Source organism: Tildeniella sp. (assembly GCF_059505325.1).
Genome location: NZ_JCACKI010000006.1, coordinates 1 through 17,911, shown reverse-complemented (window position 1 = coordinate 17,911; position 17,911 = coordinate 1). Strand labels below are relative to the sequence as shown.

At 51.6% G+C, this 17,911-nt stretch carries 19 protein-coding genes; 8 read left to right on the top strand and 11 right to left on the bottom strand.

The window, feature by feature from the left end:
- The first annotated feature begins 129 nt into the window (after positions 1-129).
- Positions 130-2,874, top strand: a complete 2,745-nt coding sequence (gene topA / locus AC5JO6_RS02830) for a type I DNA topoisomerase (protein WP_496079521.1) — start codon at positions 130-132, stop codon at positions 2,872-2,874.
- 256 nt (positions 2,875-3,130) lie between these two features.
- Here the strand turns inward: topA and AC5JO6_RS02825 are convergent, their stop codons facing one another.
- The 6 genes from AC5JO6_RS02825 to AC5JO6_RS02800 all read right to left on the bottom strand — a co-directional run bounded on the left by AC5JO6_RS02825 (position 3,131) and on the right by AC5JO6_RS02800 (position 6,349).
- Positions 3,131-3,796, bottom strand: a complete 666-nt coding sequence (locus tag AC5JO6_RS02825) for a M23 family metallopeptidase (protein WP_496079520.1) — start codon at positions 3,794-3,796, stop codon at positions 3,131-3,133.
- A 215-nt stretch (positions 3,797-4,011) separates the two neighbouring features.
- Positions 4,012-4,623 (bottom strand): hypothetical protein, encoded by a 612-nt coding sequence (locus AC5JO6_RS02820; RefSeq protein WP_496079519.1) that lies wholly within the window; start codon positions 4,621-4,623, stop codon positions 4,012-4,014.
- 109 nt (positions 4,624-4,732) lie between these two features.
- Complete coding sequence (gene sfsA, locus AC5JO6_RS02815) at positions 4,733-5,452, bottom strand: DNA/RNA nuclease SfsA (protein ID WP_496079518.1); 720 nt, start codon at positions 5,450-5,452, stop codon at positions 4,733-4,735.
- A gap of 258 nt (positions 5,453-5,710) precedes the next feature.
- Positions 5,711-5,884: a hypothetical protein gene (locus AC5JO6_RS02810; protein ID WP_496079517.1), complete on the bottom strand. Its 174-nt coding sequence runs from the start codon at positions 5,882-5,884 to the stop codon at positions 5,711-5,713.
- Positions 5,885-5,954: 70 nt separating this feature from the next.
- Positions 5,955-6,176 (bottom strand): DUF6887 family protein, encoded by a 222-nt coding sequence (locus tag AC5JO6_RS02805; RefSeq protein WP_496079516.1) that lies wholly within the window; start codon positions 6,174-6,176, stop codon positions 5,955-5,957.
- Positions 6,173-6,349: a DUF6888 family protein gene (locus AC5JO6_RS02800; protein ID WP_496079616.1), complete on the bottom strand. Its 177-nt coding sequence runs from the start codon at positions 6,347-6,349 to the stop codon at positions 6,173-6,175. The genes AC5JO6_RS02805 and AC5JO6_RS02800 overlap by 4 nt, the downstream gene beginning before the upstream one ends.
- A gap of 230 nt (positions 6,350-6,579) precedes the next feature.
- Here AC5JO6_RS02800 and argZ point away from each other — a divergent pair, with 230 nt between their 5' ends.
- Both argZ and AC5JO6_RS02790 read left to right on the top strand, forming a co-directional pair.
- Entirely contained in the window at positions 6,580-8,685 is a 2,106-nt protein-coding gene (argZ, locus tag AC5JO6_RS02795; protein ID WP_496079515.1) for a bifunctional arginine dihydrolase/ornithine cyclodeaminase, read from the top strand.
- Positions 8,686-9,110: 425 nt separating this feature from the next.
- Positions 9,111-9,317 (top strand): hypothetical protein, encoded by a 207-nt coding sequence (locus AC5JO6_RS02790; protein ID WP_496079514.1) that lies wholly within the window; start codon positions 9,111-9,113, stop codon positions 9,315-9,317.
- Between the two features lie 22 nt (positions 9,318-9,339).
- Here the strand turns inward: AC5JO6_RS02790 and coaBC are convergent, their stop codons facing one another.
- From coaBC to AC5JO6_RS02775, 3 genes are all read right to left on the bottom strand, one after another.
- Positions 9,340-10,545, bottom strand: a complete 1,206-nt coding sequence (coaBC, locus tag AC5JO6_RS02785; protein WP_496079513.1) for a bifunctional phosphopantothenoylcysteine decarboxylase/phosphopantothenate--cysteine ligase CoaBC — start codon at positions 10,543-10,545, stop codon at positions 9,340-9,342.
- 190 nt (positions 10,546-10,735) lie between these two features.
- Positions 10,736-10,948 (bottom strand): protein IsiD, encoded by a 213-nt coding sequence (gene isiD / locus AC5JO6_RS02780; protein WP_496079615.1) that lies wholly within the window; start codon positions 10,946-10,948, stop codon positions 10,736-10,738.
- Between the two features lie 105 nt (positions 10,949-11,053).
- The gene (locus AC5JO6_RS02775) at positions 11,054-11,707 is read right to left on the bottom strand and encodes an alpha/beta hydrolase (protein ID WP_496079512.1); all 654 of its coding nucleotides are present in this window, start codon (positions 11,705-11,707) and stop codon (positions 11,054-11,056) included.
- 190 nt (positions 11,708-11,897) lie between these two features.
- On the opposite strand from AC5JO6_RS02775, the gene purH reads away from it, so the two are divergent.
- Complete coding sequence (gene purH / locus AC5JO6_RS02770) at positions 11,898-13,526, top strand: bifunctional phosphoribosylaminoimidazolecarboxamide formyltransferase/IMP cyclohydrolase (protein ID WP_496079511.1); 1,629 nt, start codon at positions 11,898-11,900, stop codon at positions 13,524-13,526.
- A 94-nt stretch (positions 13,527-13,620) separates the two neighbouring features.
- Here purH and AC5JO6_RS02765 read toward each other — a convergent pair whose 3' ends face one another.
- Positions 13,621-13,914 carry a YggT family protein gene (locus tag AC5JO6_RS02765; protein WP_496079510.1) on the bottom strand — a complete coding sequence of 98 codons (294 nt, stop codon included), beginning with the start codon at positions 13,912-13,914 and terminating at the stop codon, positions 13,621-13,623.
- Positions 13,915-14,089: 175 nt separating this feature from the next.
- Between AC5JO6_RS02765 and AC5JO6_RS02760 the strand changes: the two genes are divergently transcribed.
- The 4 genes from AC5JO6_RS02760 to AC5JO6_RS02745 all read left to right on the top strand — a co-directional run bounded on the left by AC5JO6_RS02760 (position 14,090) and on the right by AC5JO6_RS02745 (position 16,666).
- Positions 14,090-14,206 (top strand): photosystem II reaction center X protein, encoded by a 117-nt coding sequence (locus AC5JO6_RS02760; protein WP_496079509.1) that lies wholly within the window; start codon positions 14,090-14,092, stop codon positions 14,204-14,206.
- Between the two features lie 470 nt (positions 14,207-14,676).
- Positions 14,677-15,453 carry a Ycf66 family protein gene (locus AC5JO6_RS02755; RefSeq protein ID WP_496079508.1) on the top strand — a complete coding sequence of 259 codons (777 nt, stop codon included), beginning with the start codon at positions 14,677-14,679 and terminating at the stop codon, positions 15,451-15,453.
- Between the two features lie 95 nt (positions 15,454-15,548).
- Entirely contained in the window at positions 15,549-16,088 is a 540-nt protein-coding gene (locus tag AC5JO6_RS02750) for a TolB family protein (protein ID WP_496079507.1), read from the top strand.
- 62 nt (positions 16,089-16,150) lie between these two features.
- On the top strand, positions 16,151-16,666 hold the full coding sequence (locus AC5JO6_RS02745) for a TolB family protein (protein ID WP_496079506.1): 516 nt from the start codon (positions 16,151-16,153) through the stop codon (positions 16,664-16,666).
- A gap of 67 nt (positions 16,667-16,733) precedes the next feature.
- Here AC5JO6_RS02745 and AC5JO6_RS02740 read toward each other — a convergent pair whose 3' ends face one another.
- Positions 16,734-17,813, bottom strand: coding sequence for a succinate dehydrogenase/fumarate reductase iron-sulfur subunit (locus AC5JO6_RS02740; RefSeq protein WP_496079505.1), 1,080 nt, complete (start codon positions 17,811-17,813; stop codon positions 16,734-16,736).
- Between the last annotated feature and the right edge of the window lie 98 nt (positions 17,814-17,911).

Sequence of the window (17,911 nt, the reverse complement as noted above, 5' to 3'; positions counted from 1 at the left end):
GTCACGTTCATCAGCTCTAGAAACCACATTTCAGGAAACGCTCACTTCCCCTGGTAGTCAATGCAATATTGGTTACAAATAGGGAGCAACCTGATTGCCGCGATATCCTTCTCAGCGTTAACGATCCCCATGTCAAAGCTTGTCATTGTCGAGTCGCCCACTAAAGCACGTACCATTCGCAACTACCTTCCCGCAGGTTATCGGGTAGAAGCGTCAATGGGGCACGTGCGTGATTTGCCTCAGTCTGCGAGTGAGATTCCGGCAAGCGTCAAGGGTGAAAAGTGGGCACCGCTGGGTGTCAACGTAGAGGCTAACTTTGAGCCTTTGTATGTCGTTCCACAAGATAAAAAGAAAATTGTTAAGGAACTGAAAGAGGCACTCAAAGGCGTTGACGAACTCTTTCTGGCAACTGACGAAGACCGCGAAGGCGAAAGCATTAGTTGGCACCTGCTGCAAATCCTCAAGCCGACCGTGCCCATCAAGCGCATGGTGTTTCATGAAATCACTGAGGATGCGATTCGCCAAGCCATTCTCAATTGCCGCGATGTGGATGAACGTCTGGTGCGCGCTCAGGAAACGCGTCGCATTCTCGATCGACTCGTTGGCTACACCCTTTCGCCCCTGCTGTGGAAAAAAATCGCGTTTGGACTCTCCGCTGGACGGGTGCAGTCTGTCTCTGTTCGTCTGCTGGTCAGACGCGAACGTGAGCGACGAGCGTTCCGTCAGGGTAGCTACTGGGATTTGAAGGCAATGTTGGAGGTGAGGGACGAGGAGAGAGGAGAGAGGAGTGATCGAAATACACCTCACTTTGAAGCCCGTCTCGTCACTCTGGCAGGTGTGCGAGTTGCCAACGGTAGCGACTTTGATGAGGCAACCGGGCAGGTGATTGCTGGACGTAATGTAGTGCTGCTGAATGAGGCAGAAGCGCAGACGCTACAGGATCGAGTCCGCGATCGCCCGTGGACAGTCACCAACCTCGAAGAGCGTCCCGTCAACCGGAAGCCCTCGCCACCCTTTACAACCTCTACGCTGCAACAGGAAGCAAACCGCAAACTGGGGCTTTCGGCACGAGACACTATGCGAACCGCGCAAAGCCTTTACGAGCAAGGCTACATCACCTATATGCGGACAGACTCCGTGAGCCTGTCTCAGCAAGCCATTACCGCAGCGCGCGATTGCGTTCAGTCGATGTATGGTGCCGAGTACCTCAGCCCTGAGCCGCGCAAATATGCCACGAAGAGCAAAGGTGCTCAAGAGGCACACGAAGCCATTCGTCCCTCTGGCAGCAGCTTCCGTACACCACAGCAAACGGGGCTGAAAGACCGCGAATTTCGCCTCTATGACCTGATCTGGAAACGCACGGTGGCGACCCAAATGGCAGAAGTGCGTCAAACTCACATTACTGTGCAGATTCAGGTTGAGGATGCAGGCTTTCGTGCCAGCGGTAAGCGCATTGATTTTGCGGGCTTTTTCCGCGCCTATGTGGAAGGGTCAGATGATCCCAATGCGGCGATCGAAGACCAGGAAGTGATTCTACCCGCACTACAGGTTGGTGACACACCCAACTGCACGGATCTGGATGCGATCGGTCACGAAACGCAACCCCCCGCCCGCTTTACCGAAGCCTCTCTCGTCAAAACTCTAGAAAGTGAAGGCATCGGTCGCCCCAGTACCTACGCCAGCATTATTGGCACAATCATCGATCGGGGCTATGCCAACATGGTCGGCAATGCGTTAATACCCACCTTTACAGCCTTTGCTGTTACTGCCCTGCTGGAGAAACATTTCCCCAACCTCGTAGACACCAGCTTTACCGCCCGGATGGAACACGACCTGGACGAAATTTCAACAGGCGCACTGGAATGGCTCCCATACCTCAAAGCCTTTTATCTGGGTGAAACCGGACTGGAAACCCAGGTCAAAGACCGTGAAAGTGAAATTGATCCCACTGAGGCACGAACTGTCAATCTGGAAAATCTGGCAGCGAAAGTTCGCATTGGTCGTTTTGGTGCCTATATTGAAGCCGAAGACAGCGACGGGACAGTAAAAGCCTCGATCCCTAAAGATTTGACTCCAGCGGATCTCGATCCAGCACAGGTAGAAACCCTGCTGCGTCAAAAAACTGAAGGACCCGATAAAGTCGGTCTACATCCCGAAACGGGCGAACCGATCTACCTCAAAATTGGTGCTTACGGTCCGTATGTGCAGCTCGGTGACGAATCGGAAGCCAACCCGAAGCCCAAACGCGCCTCGCTACCCAAAGGTGTCACATCCGATACGCTCACCCTGGAGCAAGCAGTAGGGCTACTTATGCTGCCGCGACTGCTGGGCGTACATCCCGAACTGGGCGGCAAAATTCAAGCTAGCTTGGGTCGCTTTGGTCCTTACGTCGTGTTGGATCAGGGCAAGGGCGTGAAGGAGTATCGCTCGATCAAAGCAGGCGACGATGTGCTAACCATTACGCTCGATCGCGCCCTCGAAATGCTGGCAGAACCCAAAGCTGGACGCGGTAAACGTGGCGCAGCCAAGCCACTTCGAGAACTGGGTGCCCATCCTGAAGACAGCGAACCTGTTAATATCTATGACGGTCCTTACGGTCCTTACATCAAACATGGCAAGGTCAACGCCTCGCTACCAGAAGGCGAAACGGTTGAGGCGATCGCCATGACAACGGCTGTGGAAGCGCTCAACGCCAAAGCAGGTACCAAGAAAACCGGACGATCGCGCAAAGCCAGTGCCGCCTCAACGGCTGAAACCACCAAAACCAGCACGACTAAAAAGACAGCCGCTAAAAAAACTGCCGCAGCAAAGACCACGACGGCTAAAAAAGCAGCGACCAAAACGAGCACGAAGAAGAAAGCGTCACCCGCTTGAATGTTCCTCTAATACTGAGAAGTCTTGCGATTGACGATCAGCGATCAACAGTCAGCGATGAATTCAACGGTGTTTCACCCTTGCACCCCGTCCTAACCCAGGTGACTATGGCTGTATGTCAATCTGATATGCCAAAGACCGTAGCAGCTTGATCGTTGCAGCACACTGTTTCAAGAAGTTTTCATCTTGAGGCGTTCGCTTACGAGCGATCGTGTCTTTCCAGCACTGACGCAGATGTTTTTAGCCCGATCGCTCGTTATCCCTGAGAACGATTGGAGATGACTCTTGCTCTGGGCTGTTCGGCATACATCGCGCGCAGTACCAATGCCGGATCAACCCATTTCCCGGTATATTTCAGCCCCCAATGCAAGTGCGGACCTGTGGTGCGTCCAGTCATGCCGACACGACCAATCCGCACACCTGCTGGGATAACTTGTCCTTCCCAAAGTTGAATGCCACCGCTGCGATCGCTGAGATAACGTCCACCATTCGCCGTCTCAACTCGCCCTTTCATGTGGCAATAAACGTGTTCCCATTCACCGGATTGAACCACAACAGACGTACCACAGGCAGAATTATCTGACACTTCAACCACCTTGCCTGCCCACCAGTTGCGAATATAGCTGCCTTCTGGCGCTGCCAGATCAAGTCCCCGATGAAACTCCTGCCCAGCGGCACCATCGACAGAACCACGGTAGCCAAAGGGTGAGGTGTATGCCTGAAAATTTTCAACTGGAAACGATGCGCCGCGCCAGGTGCCCCCAGATGTGGCAACTTGGCTAGAGCTAGTTTCTGAGGCTCTCACAGTTGCTTGTTCGTTGCTGAGCGAAAATACACTTGCCAGTCCAAGACCTGCCAGCAACAAAATCTGACTAGCTAACGTCAATCTACAACGTAGTGAAGGGGTTGACCGTTGTGTCATTGCTTGCTCCTCAACTGCCTGATGCGTCTGTAAAAGGTTTCTGGATGCTGTACATGATTCAGTGAATGGGTCTGCTACATTGACGGACTACACCAACAGCCATCCGGATAAAATCGTCTTTGACTGCCATAAATCAGCTTAGACATCTGCACAACAGTGCCCGATGTATCTTACTGCACGACATCGATCGATGACCGTATTTTTTTGGTAAACCTTTACCGTCGCATCAATCTCGCTTCTTCGATCGCGCGGTTCAATGCTGCCATCGCTGCATCGTCGCTGTTTTGCGCCAGGTCGCTATGCACAATTCTGGCTAAACCTTTGTACGCCGCTTCTATAACCGCTAAGGGTGCATCCGGTGAGACATACAATACTTTCCACCAGGGTTTACGACGCGGTGAGGCTTCGACAGGCATGACCGCTGCTTTGTAGCCTGCAAATTCACGCTCGATCGACGCGCATTGGTGAAGTTGACTCAGCATCCGTTTTTCGCGCAGCAGTTGTCCAATGTCTCGCATATTACCCTGCACGGCTTCAAAGTCATCGCACGCAAAAATGTAGGGGATGCCATCCACGGTGAAATAAACAGCAACCCCAGGATCGTCGGGCAGTTCAAAGCGTTCGGGATAGCCGGGAAACTGCTTTAATGGCTCCACATTGCAACTGATGACAATCTCCACAGCATCAAGCAGTTGAAGCTCATACAACAGATCATCTGTGGCGCGTGCAAGAGAGACGTGCGATCGTACCGCTTGCCGCTGGTCAGTCCGCTGCCGTCCCATCGCCCACAGTAGCGGGTATGCCATTTTGGGCGTATCACTTAGCATGGTGTTCTCCTGTTGCCCAATCCACGCCATTCGTTGGGTCTCTCTGGTTTAGTCCCTGTGGTACAAAACCAGACCAATATGATGGCGGTAATGAGCAAGATTTTCCAGCCTAACGTCTCAGTTCAGCTAAACCCAGGTAGCGAATGCCGAGCGGAGAAATATCGAAACGGCAGGGTAGAACCTGTAAGCCGAGGGCGATCGCCTCCCGCAACAAGTTTCCATAAGCTGGATCAGCACTATCGCCTGAGGCAAAATAAGGGCAGTCATTGCGGTTAATGAAATACAGCATCACTGCGGTTGCATTGGGCAACAGTGCGGTTAATTCGCGCAAGTGCTTCTGTCCGCGTGTCGTCACCGTATCGGGAAACAGTGCCAGATTACCTTGCACCCAGGTTGTGTTCTTGACTTCGATGTAAATGGGGCGATCGCTCCCTTTCAGCAAAAAATCCACCCGACTCTTCTTGTCCTGACCATAGGGTACCTCCAACCGAATCTCGCTGTATGCACCCAACTCTGGGATCACCTGAGCCATCAGCGCTAGATTAACCACCCGATTCGGCAAACTGGTATTCACGCCGACACAGGTTGGTACGGTATCGCACACTTCAATGAGTTCCCACGTATACGCCAACTTGCGGTTTGGGTTATCGCTGGCAGAGACGTAAACCTTGCTGCCCACTGTGCAAACGCCCGTCATCGGTCCCGTATTCGGACAATGTGCCGTAATGATTTCGCCTGTTGCTAACTCAATATCGGCAAAAAACCGCTTGTACCGTTTCAGCAAAATGCCAGGATAAAGCGTGGGATATTGATACAGAAAGTCGGTCATTACTAGAAACTAGATGTGGATACAGAAAGGTGATCGATCGAACGCGATCGATGTGAGCAATAAACAGAAAACACAGGCAGAATGTGCGCGAAGCGATTGCAATCACGAGCCAACGGCTAATCCACTTCAACCTACTCGTATATCTTGCCAAGGTATAGAAATATTGCGAAAGCTCTCCACGACGGTTCTTCAGGAAGCCCTTGCGAGATACCCATGTTCGTTGCTTTTGCCCATGCTAAAGCTGCATCCAAGTAGCGTTCAATGGTCACTCACATTCTCCCACCCTCCTACGTTCGGACTGTACGAACAGCTTGGAGATAATTTTTCTTGTTCAATCGCCGCTTCCCGATCATCAATAAGCGCCTGCACGAAAGCAAAGAACGATTCACGGTTATTGACAAATTCAGGATCAGCTACTTTGGTTTCAGACATTTATAGCAGCAGTGTAAAAGACGTTTATGCCCAGTATGACTCTCTCGGTCAATGCCGTAGCCACTATCGCCTAACCGTTTCGCTTCTCTTCTAACGTCTTGATGTGGTTCTGGATAGCAGTTTCCATGATAGCGATGGTTTCAGGTGTCTCTGGTAGCGGGTAAAGCTCTGACTCGTCGGCACTTGATTCGAGGCGATCGGCAAGTTTGTAAAACGCCTTGTCGTCATTGCGATGTGAAAGCAGGTAAGCCCGTAGCTCTGGAAGACTCATAGCGTCAAAGTCTGGTTTCATCTAAACCTCCACTTGCCATCACGATAAATTACAACTTGCAGATCTTCGCCTCTAAAGATGTAGACGATGCCTGACCGCTCATCAAACCGCACAAGGTCTAAGGAACGATAGAAGTTCGTGAGATATTGACAAACCCGAATACACGCTTTTCCCTGCTCACCCGTCGGTAAAATGACTCTAGCCTCAACTATGTGCTTCTATTCTAGAGGACTCATGGAACGAAACCTCCACTGGCAAAGCCCTCTCCAAGGGTTACTTGTCCTTGCCTCAAGCCGCAGTCCTCAAGCCGCAGAGATTGTTACTGAACAGTGACGGTGGTGATGAGCAAGGAAACTCCTGTAATACAATAGATGCTTGACCTTCCCCAGTTTTCTTCCCTGCGTCTACGCTGGCAGCCATTCTTATGACATCTTCAATTCGCTTTCTCATGTGTGCGCCTGACCATTACGACGTGGATTATGTGATTAATCCGTGGATGGAGGGTAATGTTCACAAGTCGTCTCGCGATCGCGCCGTTGAGCAGTGGCAGCAACTGTTTCATCTGTTGAAAGATCACGCGATCGTGGATCTGGTCAAGCCCGAAAAAGGTGTACCAGATATGGTCTTTACAGCGAATGCAGGGTTGGTGCTCGGTAAGACAGCCGTACTCAGTCGCTTTTTCCATAAAGAGCGCCAGGGTGAAGAACCGTTCTTCAAGGCATGGCTGGAGGAGCATGACTTTACGGTGCATGAACTGCCAAAGGATCTGCCGTTTGAAGGTGCGGGCGATGCGCTATTTGACCGCGAAGGACGCTGGCTATGGGCTGGCTATGGCTTTCGATCGGAACTCGATTCCCACCCGTATCTAGCGCGTTGGTTAGATATTGAAGTGCTGTCGCTACGGTTGACGGATGAGCGGTTTTATCACCTGGATACCTGCTTTTGTCCGCTAGCGGATGGCTATTTACTGTACTATGCGCCTGCGTTTGATGCCTACTCTAATCGCCTGATTGAAATGCGAGTACCAGAAGCAAAGCGGATTGCGATCACGGAAGAAGATGCGGTCACCTTTGCGTGTAATGCTGTCAACATCGATCGCACGATCGTCCTCAACAAAGCCAGCGACAAGCTGAAGCAACGACTGGAATCGGTTGGCTTTCGAGTGTTGGAAACGCCCTTAACAGAATTCTTGAAGGCAGGCGGCGCGGCGAAATGTTTGACGCTAAGAGTCACAGAGCCAGTCCAGGTAGACGTTCATGCCAGTGCAACCGTCGAGAGCCGTGTGGTTCGCATGGATGGACATTTGCTGGACGCAGGATTGATCAACCAGGCGTTGGACTTGATTGTGGACGGTGGCGGCAGTTTCCAGGTGCTGAATTTTAATCTTGGTGAACAGCGCCAAAGCACCTCGTCTGCGGAAGTGAAAGTGACCGCGCCATCCCACGAGGTGATGGAAACGCTCATGTCTCAGTTGATTGACTTGGGCGCCTTGCCACCGCCAGAGGATGTCTGTGACAGCATTTTAGAAACGGTGACGCAGGCAGGCGTTTCACCCGATGACTTTTACGTCACAACCATCTACCCCACTGAAGTGAGGGTACAGTGCCAGTGGGTGAAGGTGCGTGGACAGCGGATGGATGCTGCGATCGTCGTCCGCGAAACCCCTGATGGTCTTGATGCGTATTGCAGCCTGCTACGCGATTTGCAGGTGGGCGATCGTGTCGTCGTTGGCATTGAAGGCATCCGTACCATTCGCAAAACCGAATCACGGGAACAGCGCAATACTCAGGAATTTAGTTTCATGGGTGCTGGCGTTTCTAGTGAGCGGCGCGTAGAACTGGTGGTCGAGCAAATCGCCTGGGAACTGCGCCAGATCCGCGATCAGGGCGGCAAAGTCGTCGTCAGCGCTGGTCCTGTGGTGATTCATACAGGTGGTGGCGAACATCTTGCACATCTGGTGCGCGAAGGCTATGTACAGGCGCTCTTGGGTGGAAACGCGATCGCCGTGCACGATATCGAGCAATCCATGATGGGCACATCATTGGGTGTGGATATGAAGCGAGGGGTTTCGGTACGTGGTGGGCATCGGCACCATTTGAAGGTGATTAACACGATTCGTCGCTACGGTAGCATTGCCAAAGCAGTCGAGCAAGGCATTGTTACCAGCGGCATTCTGTACGAATGTGTGCAGCACAACATCCCGTTCTCGTTGGCTGGTTCCATTCGTGATGATGGTCCGCTGCCGGATACGCAAATGGACTTGATCAAAGCGCAAACAGACTACGCCCGGTTGATTCAAGGTGCCGATCTGATTTTGATGCTGTCGTCCATGCTGCACTCGATCGGCGTGGGCAATATGACCCCCGCTGGCGTAAAAATGGTTTGCGTGGATATCAACCCCGCTGTCGTCACGAAGCTGAGCGATCGTGGCTCCGTTGAATCGGTGGGTGTAGTGACGGATGTTGGGTTATTCCTCAGCCTGCTCGTACAGCAACTCAACAAGCTCACCAGTCCATACCGCGTGGCTTAAATCGACCTCTGCCTGATTCCTTGCGATCGAAACTGTCGCTTTAGGAGACGTGTTTCATCATGTCTCCTTTAATTTTTGTAATAGAATAATTACCCAGTTTGTGTGATGCTTACTGATCTTGCATCAATGATGATGAATGAAGATGTCAGCCGATTTATCAGCACAATATGTAGCGCAGTCCTTATCTCTAGTAGATAAGCTCTCTGCATCATATTGTCTCTTCAGTCTTTGCTCTACCTCCAGATACAGATCACACGCGATCGTAGAACCGATCAAATCAACAGCTAGTCAGGTACTTCGTATGGCGGCGAATGAGCCTGTTAACTAACTGGTCTACTGGCTACGTAATCAGGGTTGATGCATTAGTTGAACTCTACGTTAGCAATGTTCAAAACCACACTCGGCTAAAAAGCTCCCTGGCTCCTATGGAAAATCTTGCCTACCTCTACATCCTGGCTGAAGAAGCCGAACTATCGGCACGCAAAAAACCGCGCAACACACAGATCTCAGATGAGAAGCAAGTTGCGTCCGATCGGTCAGTCTCCAAAACGGTCGATCAACCCATAGATAGTGGCAAAGCAGTACTGGATTGCGATCGCGCCAATCCGTCTTACCCAACCTTCTATCTTTGAGCTGAAGCTTATTCAACGCTTGCTACGCCAGTGTTTGAACAAAATCAAGCAACTGGTGCGCCATGTGGAGCTTACTGCATGGCTCAACCACCTGCTTTCGCCCTCGAGCATCCAGCAGCACAGCCTGGTTAAAATCGCTGCCAAACCCGCTATCTGGTTGGTCGATCGGGTTAGCCGCGATCGCATCCAGTTTTTTCTGCTTCAGTTTCTCTAGAGCAGGTGTCACAATATCGCCACTCTGCGCTGCAAAGCCAATGAGCTTTTGGTGCGGCTGTTTCAAGGTGGCGAGTGTCGCCACTATATCGGTGACGGGTTCTAAAGGAAGCGCTGCGGGGAGCGATCGCTTTGGCAACTTTTCTGGGCTGTAGCTGGCAGGTTTCACATCGGCTACCGCTGCCGCCATAATTGTCCAGTCTGCATCAGAGAAACAGTCAAACAGTGCTTTCTGCATCTCATCAGCACTGGTAACGGCAAGCGTTCTCACGCCATCCAAAGCGGCGATCGACACGTCTAGACCATGTACTAGCGTGACCGTAGCGCCACGATGCAGTGCTGCCTGTGCCAACGCAATGCCCATTTTCCCAGTTGACGGATTGCCCAGAAAGCGAACGGGATCAAAAAATTCACGGGTACCGCCAGCGCTGATAAGCACCTGCTTGCCGACCAGATAGCGGTGCCCATTGGTGTATAGTAACGATTCGATATGAGCCAGCATTGAGACTGGTTCAGCCATGCGTCCTGTGCCGACACGATCGCACGCCAAAATTCCCTCACCAGGGTCAAGGGTATGCATCCGTGCCTGGGTTTGCACTGCCTGCCAGTTTTGCTGCACGGGCGCTTGCTCCCACATATCGGTGTTCATGGCAGGCGCAAGCAGCACGGGGCAGGTGGAAGCCAGCACTGTATTTGTGAGCAGGTTATCTGCCATGCCGTAGACCAGCTTTGCCAGCGTGTTTGCCGTCAACGGTGCGAGTACGAATACGTCTGCCCATTCACCGAGTTCAATATGCAAGGGGCGATCGTGGGTTGCCTGCCAGAACGCCTCATCGGTATAGGCAGGGTGGCGGCACAGGGTTGCAATGGTTAACGGTGTAATAAACGCTTGTGCCGAGTTGGTTAAAATCGCGCGTACCGCAACTCCCTGCTTTGCCAGAGTGGATATGACTTCGCAAACCTTGTATGCTGCAATGCCGCCACTAATGCCAATGAGAACACGTTTGCCTTGCATAGATTAAGACTAAAGAGGCAGAATTGAAGAGGCTAACTTCTTTACTTTAGGAGTTGTACAGAAATAACAGCATGGTCTGTAGCTGTCAGCCGTCAGCGAAAAGCTGATCGCTGATCCAAAAGTGTGCCGTTATTTTTTAGCAAGCTCTTAGTCTGCATCCTCCACTTCTAGCGTCTAATCCTGCATTCTTTCAGGCTTCGTCGTAGGCTTCCATGTCAAGCAGATAGAGGTAAGACTCGACCAATTCTGGACGATGGAAGGCAATTTTCCGCAGAAGATGCCAGTCACTCAGCCCTTCAAAAGCATTGACATAATCATCCTTTTCCAGACGAATAGCGAGTTCTGCCACGTCTGTAGTGGTCAACTTGGTCACATCCAATTGCTCAACGCTTAGAGTCGCCATCATTATCACCTCTTTCGTAAACGCCCAGGTCACTCAACTGACTCTAGGTATAAGCCCGTACTACATACTACCCCACACAATTCATCCAAGTGCAGCCTTAACAGTTTACTTATTGTTAGGCAATAACTCTTTAACAAAACTTTGTACTTGCTCCAGCACGATCGGCTGAATCTCGTGTCCCATCTCAAATTCTCGATAGCGCACAGAGATTTTTAGAGCCTGTAGGCTTCTCAGTGCTTGCTGTGCTGCTGACAGGGGTACAACCTGATCCTGCTTACCATGCACCATAAGCAGAGGCGGAAAGGTCGTTTTTTGAGGGGCGATCGGCGCGTGTAGATAGCCACTCAGCACCAGCAAGCCTGCTAACGGTAGCCCCAAGCCAACATCTAGCGTCATGGCACCACCCTGAGAAAATCCACCCAGAATGGTTTGCGAGAGCGGCACTCCAGTTGTTTTGGGCAACGCCTTGAGAAAGTCAGTCAACAACCGACGGCTGGTAGACAGATCAGCACGAGAGCGAAACTCAGGCGTACTTTGAAAGCTAAAGTTTTTGGGGAAGTCGTACCACATTCTGCCGCCCGCTGCATATGGATATGAGAAGGGTGCATCAGGAAAAACCAACTGGTAAGCGGGTAAGCGGATGATTGGCGCTAAAGAAAACACATCCTGAGCACTAGCACCCCAACCGTGCAAAATGACGATCGTGCCTTGGGGTGGCTTGCCTGTAGCGGGTGAAATGGTGAGCGCTTGCAGGGTCACAGGGCTTTTCCTTATCGATACTGCAACGCTCATCGTAACGTGGGATCGGCTTACTGGTGGTATTTCCGCAAAAATTTTGCAGCCAAAAACGTGAGCTTGCTTGAGCGTGACTGGCGCAAGTTTGGGAGCGTTCTGTTCCCTGACGCATCCTCCAGTACACTAATCTAGGGTTTTACGGGAGTTGAGGCGCATGGCACGGCTGGCACTGCTCAGTGTATCTGACAAAACAGGGCTGATTGAACTGGCACAGAACCTGGTAACCGAGTTTGGCTTTGACCTGATTAGCAGCGGTGGTACGGCTCAAACGCTGAAGGCTGCTGGACTGCCTGTCACCAAAGTCTCGGATTACACCGGATCGCCTGAAATTCTGGGAGGGCGAGTAAAAACGCTGCATCCCCGCATTCATGGTGGCATCCTGGCGCAGCGCGATGTGCCGCAAGATCTAGCCGATTTGGACGCACAGCAAATACGCCCGATCGAGCTAGTCGTCGTGAACCTGTACCCGTTTGAGCAGACGATCGCCAAACCAAACGTCTCTCTGACAGAAGCGATCGAGCAAATTGACATTGGCGGTCCTGCCATGATTCGTGCGTCTGCCAAAAATCATGCTCACGTTACCATTTTGTGTAGCCCCACTCAGTACAGCGACTATCTAAAGGAATTGCAGCAAAACAACGGCAGTGCGTCACCAGCCTTTCGACAAACGGCTGCTTTACGGGCATTTCAGCATACGGCGAGTTATGATCGGGCGATCACGGTGTATTTAGAAGAGCGGTCAGCGGTCAGCGGTCAGCAGTCAGCAGAGGCGCATTTAGAAGAGAAGTTAGAAGAGCGGTCAGCGGTCAGCGGTCAGCAGTCAACAGAGGTGTTACCGAAAACCTTTGAGCTGGTGGGAGCGCGACTTCAGGCATTGCGGTATGGCGAAAATCCGCATCAGCCCGCAGCGTGGTATCAAACGGGTACGATCGCAACGGGATGGGCAGCGGCAACACAACTTCAGGGAAAGGAGTTGAGCTACAACAATCTTGTCGATTTGGAGGGAGCACGGCAGATTATCGCTGAGTTTGCTGATCCTCAGAGCGATCCAGCAGTGGCGATCGTCAAACACACAAATCCCTGTGGTGCAGCGCTTGGTCAAACATTAGTAGACGCATACCAAAAAGCCTTTGATGCCGATTCTACTTCCGCGTTTGGCGGCATTGTGGCGCTCAATCGTCCCATTGATGCCGATACCGCAACAGCCATGACCAAGACCTTTTTAGAATGTGTCGTAGCCCCAGGCTGTGAACCGGAGGCAGCCACGATCCTCAGCGCCAAGAAGAACCTTAGAGTTCTGGTGCTCAAGGATTTGAGCCACGGTGCAAAGGAAACTGTGAAGGCGATCGCAGGTGGCTTTCTGACACAAACTTCAGACGATCGCCCTGTTGATCCAAACCAATGGAAGGTCGTCACCGAGAAACAGCCCACAGACACGCAGCTAGAAGAACTGCTGTTTGCCTGGAAGCTCTGCAAGCATGTAAAGTCTAATGCTATTGTCGTCACGCGCGATCGCGCCACATTAGGAGTCGGTGCGGGACAAATGAACCGTGTCGGCTCCGTTAAAATTGCCCTGGAGCAAGCAGGCGATCGCTCACAGGGGGCAGTCCTTGCCAGCGATGGCTTTTTCCCGTTTGATGACTCTGTGCGTACAGCAGCAGCGGCTGGGATTAGTGCGATCGTCCAACCCGGTGGCAGTCTCCGCGATCAAGACTCGATCGATGCTGCTAACGAATTGGGGCTTGTGATGGTGCTAACAGGCATGAGGCACTTCTTGCATTAGTGGAGGAGAGAGGGGGGTGAAAAGGAGATGAGGAGATGGGGAGGTAAAGGGAAGTTTTGAGTGAATCTGACTCCTGTCTCCTGGTTCCTCTCAACTAAAAGCCTCTCTGCATCATTGTTAAAAGCCCCTGCTGCCCCAGCAAGATTTCTCGTACAAGACTAAAAATACCAACCCAGAGGATCGGTGTGATATCGACTCCGCCAAGTGGTGGTACGATTTTCCGCGAGGGTGATAGGAATGGCTCAGTCGGCACTGCAATCACATTAAAGGGAAAGCGTGTCAGGTCAACTTGAGGATACCAAGTCAGCACAATACGGAAGATGAAGAGAAAGGTCATGGCACCGAGGAGCAGACCGAGAACCAGGGAGGCGATCGCGACAGAATCCATAACTCAGCAAATAAGTGTTAAGGCGTGCTACAGACGATTTTAACGCCATTCATCCCCCTGGCAGTCAGAAAACCCACTGTGTGATCAAAATCCTTTTGCTCAATCTGCTTCTCAAGTGCGTAACAGACCGTTAAACTGATGATCAAGACAGCGTTATTCAAGAGGCAACCTACTTATGACTCCTGCTTTAGTAAACTTTTTCATCAGCCTGTTGGCAGGTGGTGTGGTGGTCGGAGGCATTTTCGGCGCACTTCTTTTCATTAGCCAGAAAGATAAAATCCAACGGTCTTAGGCAAATGCTCTTAGGCAGATGCTAGTAGCAGTTATGGCTGCTTACATCGAATAGATGAAGCCCGCATTGATAAAAGGCAAATGGATCACAGACGAGTGAAACCCTTGGGCTAACGCAGAAACAAGCTTTAAGCTGCGTTTCTAAGGTGATCCCAGGGGTTACTCGGGTTGATGACGGTTAAATCGCAAGCCAGCCAGTGCGAGCCAGTCAGTGCGATCCAGCCGTTCGGATCTTTAGTTAGCCTATAGTTAGGGAATACTGAAGCAGCAGTGCTGTATCTCTCAAGCCGCTTGGCAACGTTTTTAAGCTTGCCGTCACAGGTTCTGTGATCTCTCTGAGCAGTTCAGGAGCGAGCGAGATTCTTGATTCTGTGGTGACAGCGCCCCCAAAACGAGCGTCATTTTTGGATGGGTTTGTTGGAGATTTCGGCATCAGTCGTTAACATAGGATGTACTTAGGAGAGGGATGCGATGGTCAACTTTGCGCTGAATCCGGCGAGTCTTGTAGGAATAGTGTTAGCACTCTCTGGCGCTGGTCTCTACGCTCTGCGATCGTACCGTCCTAGACTTGCCCGCGATCACGATATTTTCTTTGCAGCGATCGCGCTCCTTTGTGGCGGCATTCTTGTATTCCAGGGCTGGCGGCTAGACCCAATCTTGCAGTTCAACCAGTTTCTACTGGCGGGTGCAGCAATCTTCTTTGCTTACGAAAGCATCCGTCTACGCGGTGCTGCTACAGAGCAGGCAAAGCGAAACACACCCATTGTTGATGATGAGCGTCCGGTTAGTCGGGTCTATCGGGCAGATTTGGAAGAGTTGAATCCCTACGAAGAACGACCAGCCGCCAGACGCATCAGGGGGACTCGTGACGTTCGCTCTGAGCGAGATGAGTATGATGAGGAGCCGGGTCGTCGTTCCACCAGTCGTACCAGCGAAGCCCGACTTGGTACTGGCGATCGCACTCGCAAGCGTCGCCCTCGTCCTACTGAAGATGTAACCGATACGCCCAGCAGCAATCGTGAGAATACCGACCTTTGGGATGATAGACCTACTCGTAGTCGTGGCACGTCCCCCTCGCGCTCAAGTAACCAGTCGCCTGCATCCCGTCCACGACGTTCCCGTCCAGTGTCTGACGATGTAGCACCTTCGCGCGATCGACGCTCTGAGTCGAGAAATGGTGTGTCTTCAGAGTATGTTGACTATCGTCCGGTGGACACGGATGAAGACGACAATTGGGGAAATTACTAGAGACTTTCACAGCCTGTGTGAAGGTGAGGAACAGCCAGCTTGGGAACGCTTCTAGAGGCTATTGCAACGGTGAGCCAAAGCAAGCGTGGCAAAGCGTGAGATTATTGAAGGCAAGCGTTCGCTTCGGTTTACTGGCTGTTTTGACTATCGCTTGTAGTCAAGAACGTTTACCTACTGTTTCTGCTGAATTTGACAGCCGCCATCATGACGAACAGCCAGCCCTCAGCGGCGATGGTCACTTTCTAGCCTTTGTGTCAAACCGTAACGGCAATCGTGGCATTTTGCTTTATGACTTGAAGCAGCGGCAGGTCGTTGATTTGCCTCGCTTGAATCGGCTTGACGCGATCGCAGAATCGCCCAGCTTGAGCTATACGGGACGCTACATCGTCTATATTGCCAGCGATACTGTCCGTCCTGAAATCGAACTCTACGATCGGGTTCTCCAGCAACCGCAGATACTGACTGCTAACTACCGTGGCTGGTTTCGCAACCCTAGCATTAGCCCTGATGGACGCTATGTCGCTTTTGAAACAGGCATTCGAGGGCAGTGGGATATTGAAGTGATTGATCGCGGTCCGAATGTCGAATCAGATATGTCGGATGTGCGGCGATCGCAACCGTCAGCGTCTCCTTAGCAGTGGTTAGAAGGCTAAAGGCTGAATGAACTCAAAACTTTTTAATCCTTCATCCTTTGTTTGTGAAGTGCCGTCTCCCTGTCAGTCTCTTTTGCGCCAGCGTTTTGAGTGGCTGTGGTGCTCAGTTGGTCAATTTCCCGTTTGATCCCGGTGGACGGAGCCTCAATAGTGGTTTTGCCGACCTGCAACCGCGCGTTTCGGGTCGTTACATCGTCTTTGTGTCCGATCGCAGTGGCAGCCAAAACCTATATCTTTACGACACGGTGGTTCACAATTTGGTGGAATTGCCTGGGTTGAACGCGATCGACATGATTATCTCCAGTCCCGGCATTTCGGAAAATGGTCGCTTGCTGGTGTTTGCTGGCTCTCGTGAAGGGCGATCGGGCATTTATCTCTACGATCGCGAGACCCGACAGCTTCGCAACCTCACGGAAAATCTGAAGGCGGAGGTTCGTAACCCGACCATTACTGCTGATGGCAACACGATCGCGTTTGAGTCGAGTGCCAACGGACAGTGGGATATTTTGTTGTACAACCGCGATGGACAACCGTTGGAGACGTTGCCTCATTCCCGTTAGAGTTCACGCTCTAGCCACCAACAGGCTCTAGTGTTTAAGCAATTTTAGCCTTTAGCCTTGTCTTGCGCTAACCACCAACAGGTTCTGGTGTTTCGGCGAGAGTCTCAAGCTGAACGTTTGATGCTTCCAGGGTTTGTACAGATTCGATGAGCGATCGTACGGTCGCGGCTCCCTCAGATGGCTCAAAGCTGAGCGGAAACTTGCCCTTCACAGCCATCCGTAACCCTAACGGGCTGATGCTGGCTAAACCTTTGAGATCGCGGAAGGAGTTGCCCATGACCTTTAGACCGAACTGACGCTCGTCGATCCAGCCGCCTTGTTTTACCAGCTCAATCAGCGTTTTGCGGTGACGAATGGAGCGGCTCGACTGATCAGTTTTGCGGTCTAGGATCTCGCTTTTGATTTTGCTGATTTGATCCATCGGCGCGACTTCCATCGGGCAGACGGAATTGCAGAAATAACAGCGCGTACAGCCCCAAACGCCGTCTGTACCCTGGTTGTATTTTTCTAGCCGCGCTTCCGTTTCGTCATCGCGCGAGTCGGCAACCATACGATATGCCTTCGCTAGAGCATGTGGTCCCACAAAGTTGGGATTTACCTCATACGCATTGCACTCGGAATAGCAAGCGCCGCAAAGGATGCAATTGCCTGTCTGGTTAAGTTTGGCGCGTTCTTCTGGAGTCTGTAAAAATTCGCGCTCTGGAATTTGCCGTGCAGCCGTACTGACGTAAGGATCGATCGCCTTCAAATTCGACCAGAAGCTCTGCATATCTACCACTAAATCCTTAATCACGGGCATATTGCCCATTGGTGCCACTGTGATTGTGGGAATTGTTTCAGCGGTGTCTTGTGGTGTACCGTCTGTCGTATTGTCTACAAAATTAGGCATCGACTGATGCAGCCGTGCCAGTTCGCTGCCAACATTTTCTTTGCACGCCAGCGCCGATCGCCCGTTGATGCGAATAGAACAACTGCCGCAAATCGTGTTACGACAATTTTTACGGTATGCCAATGTGCCGTCCTGCTCCCATTTAATACGATTTAAGCAGTCCAAAATTGTGCTGCCGGGATCAACGTCGAGTGTGAAGGTTTCAACTCTCGGTGCAGTGGCTTGGTCTTGGCGGATGACTTTAAAGAGGACTTGCATTTTAGGCGTTCTTCAGTCGGAAGTATGCTGCTGTGCTTCTAGTTTAACGTGAGTTCGACGAACAGAAATTGACACAAGAAAAGCTGAGACTGGTTTTG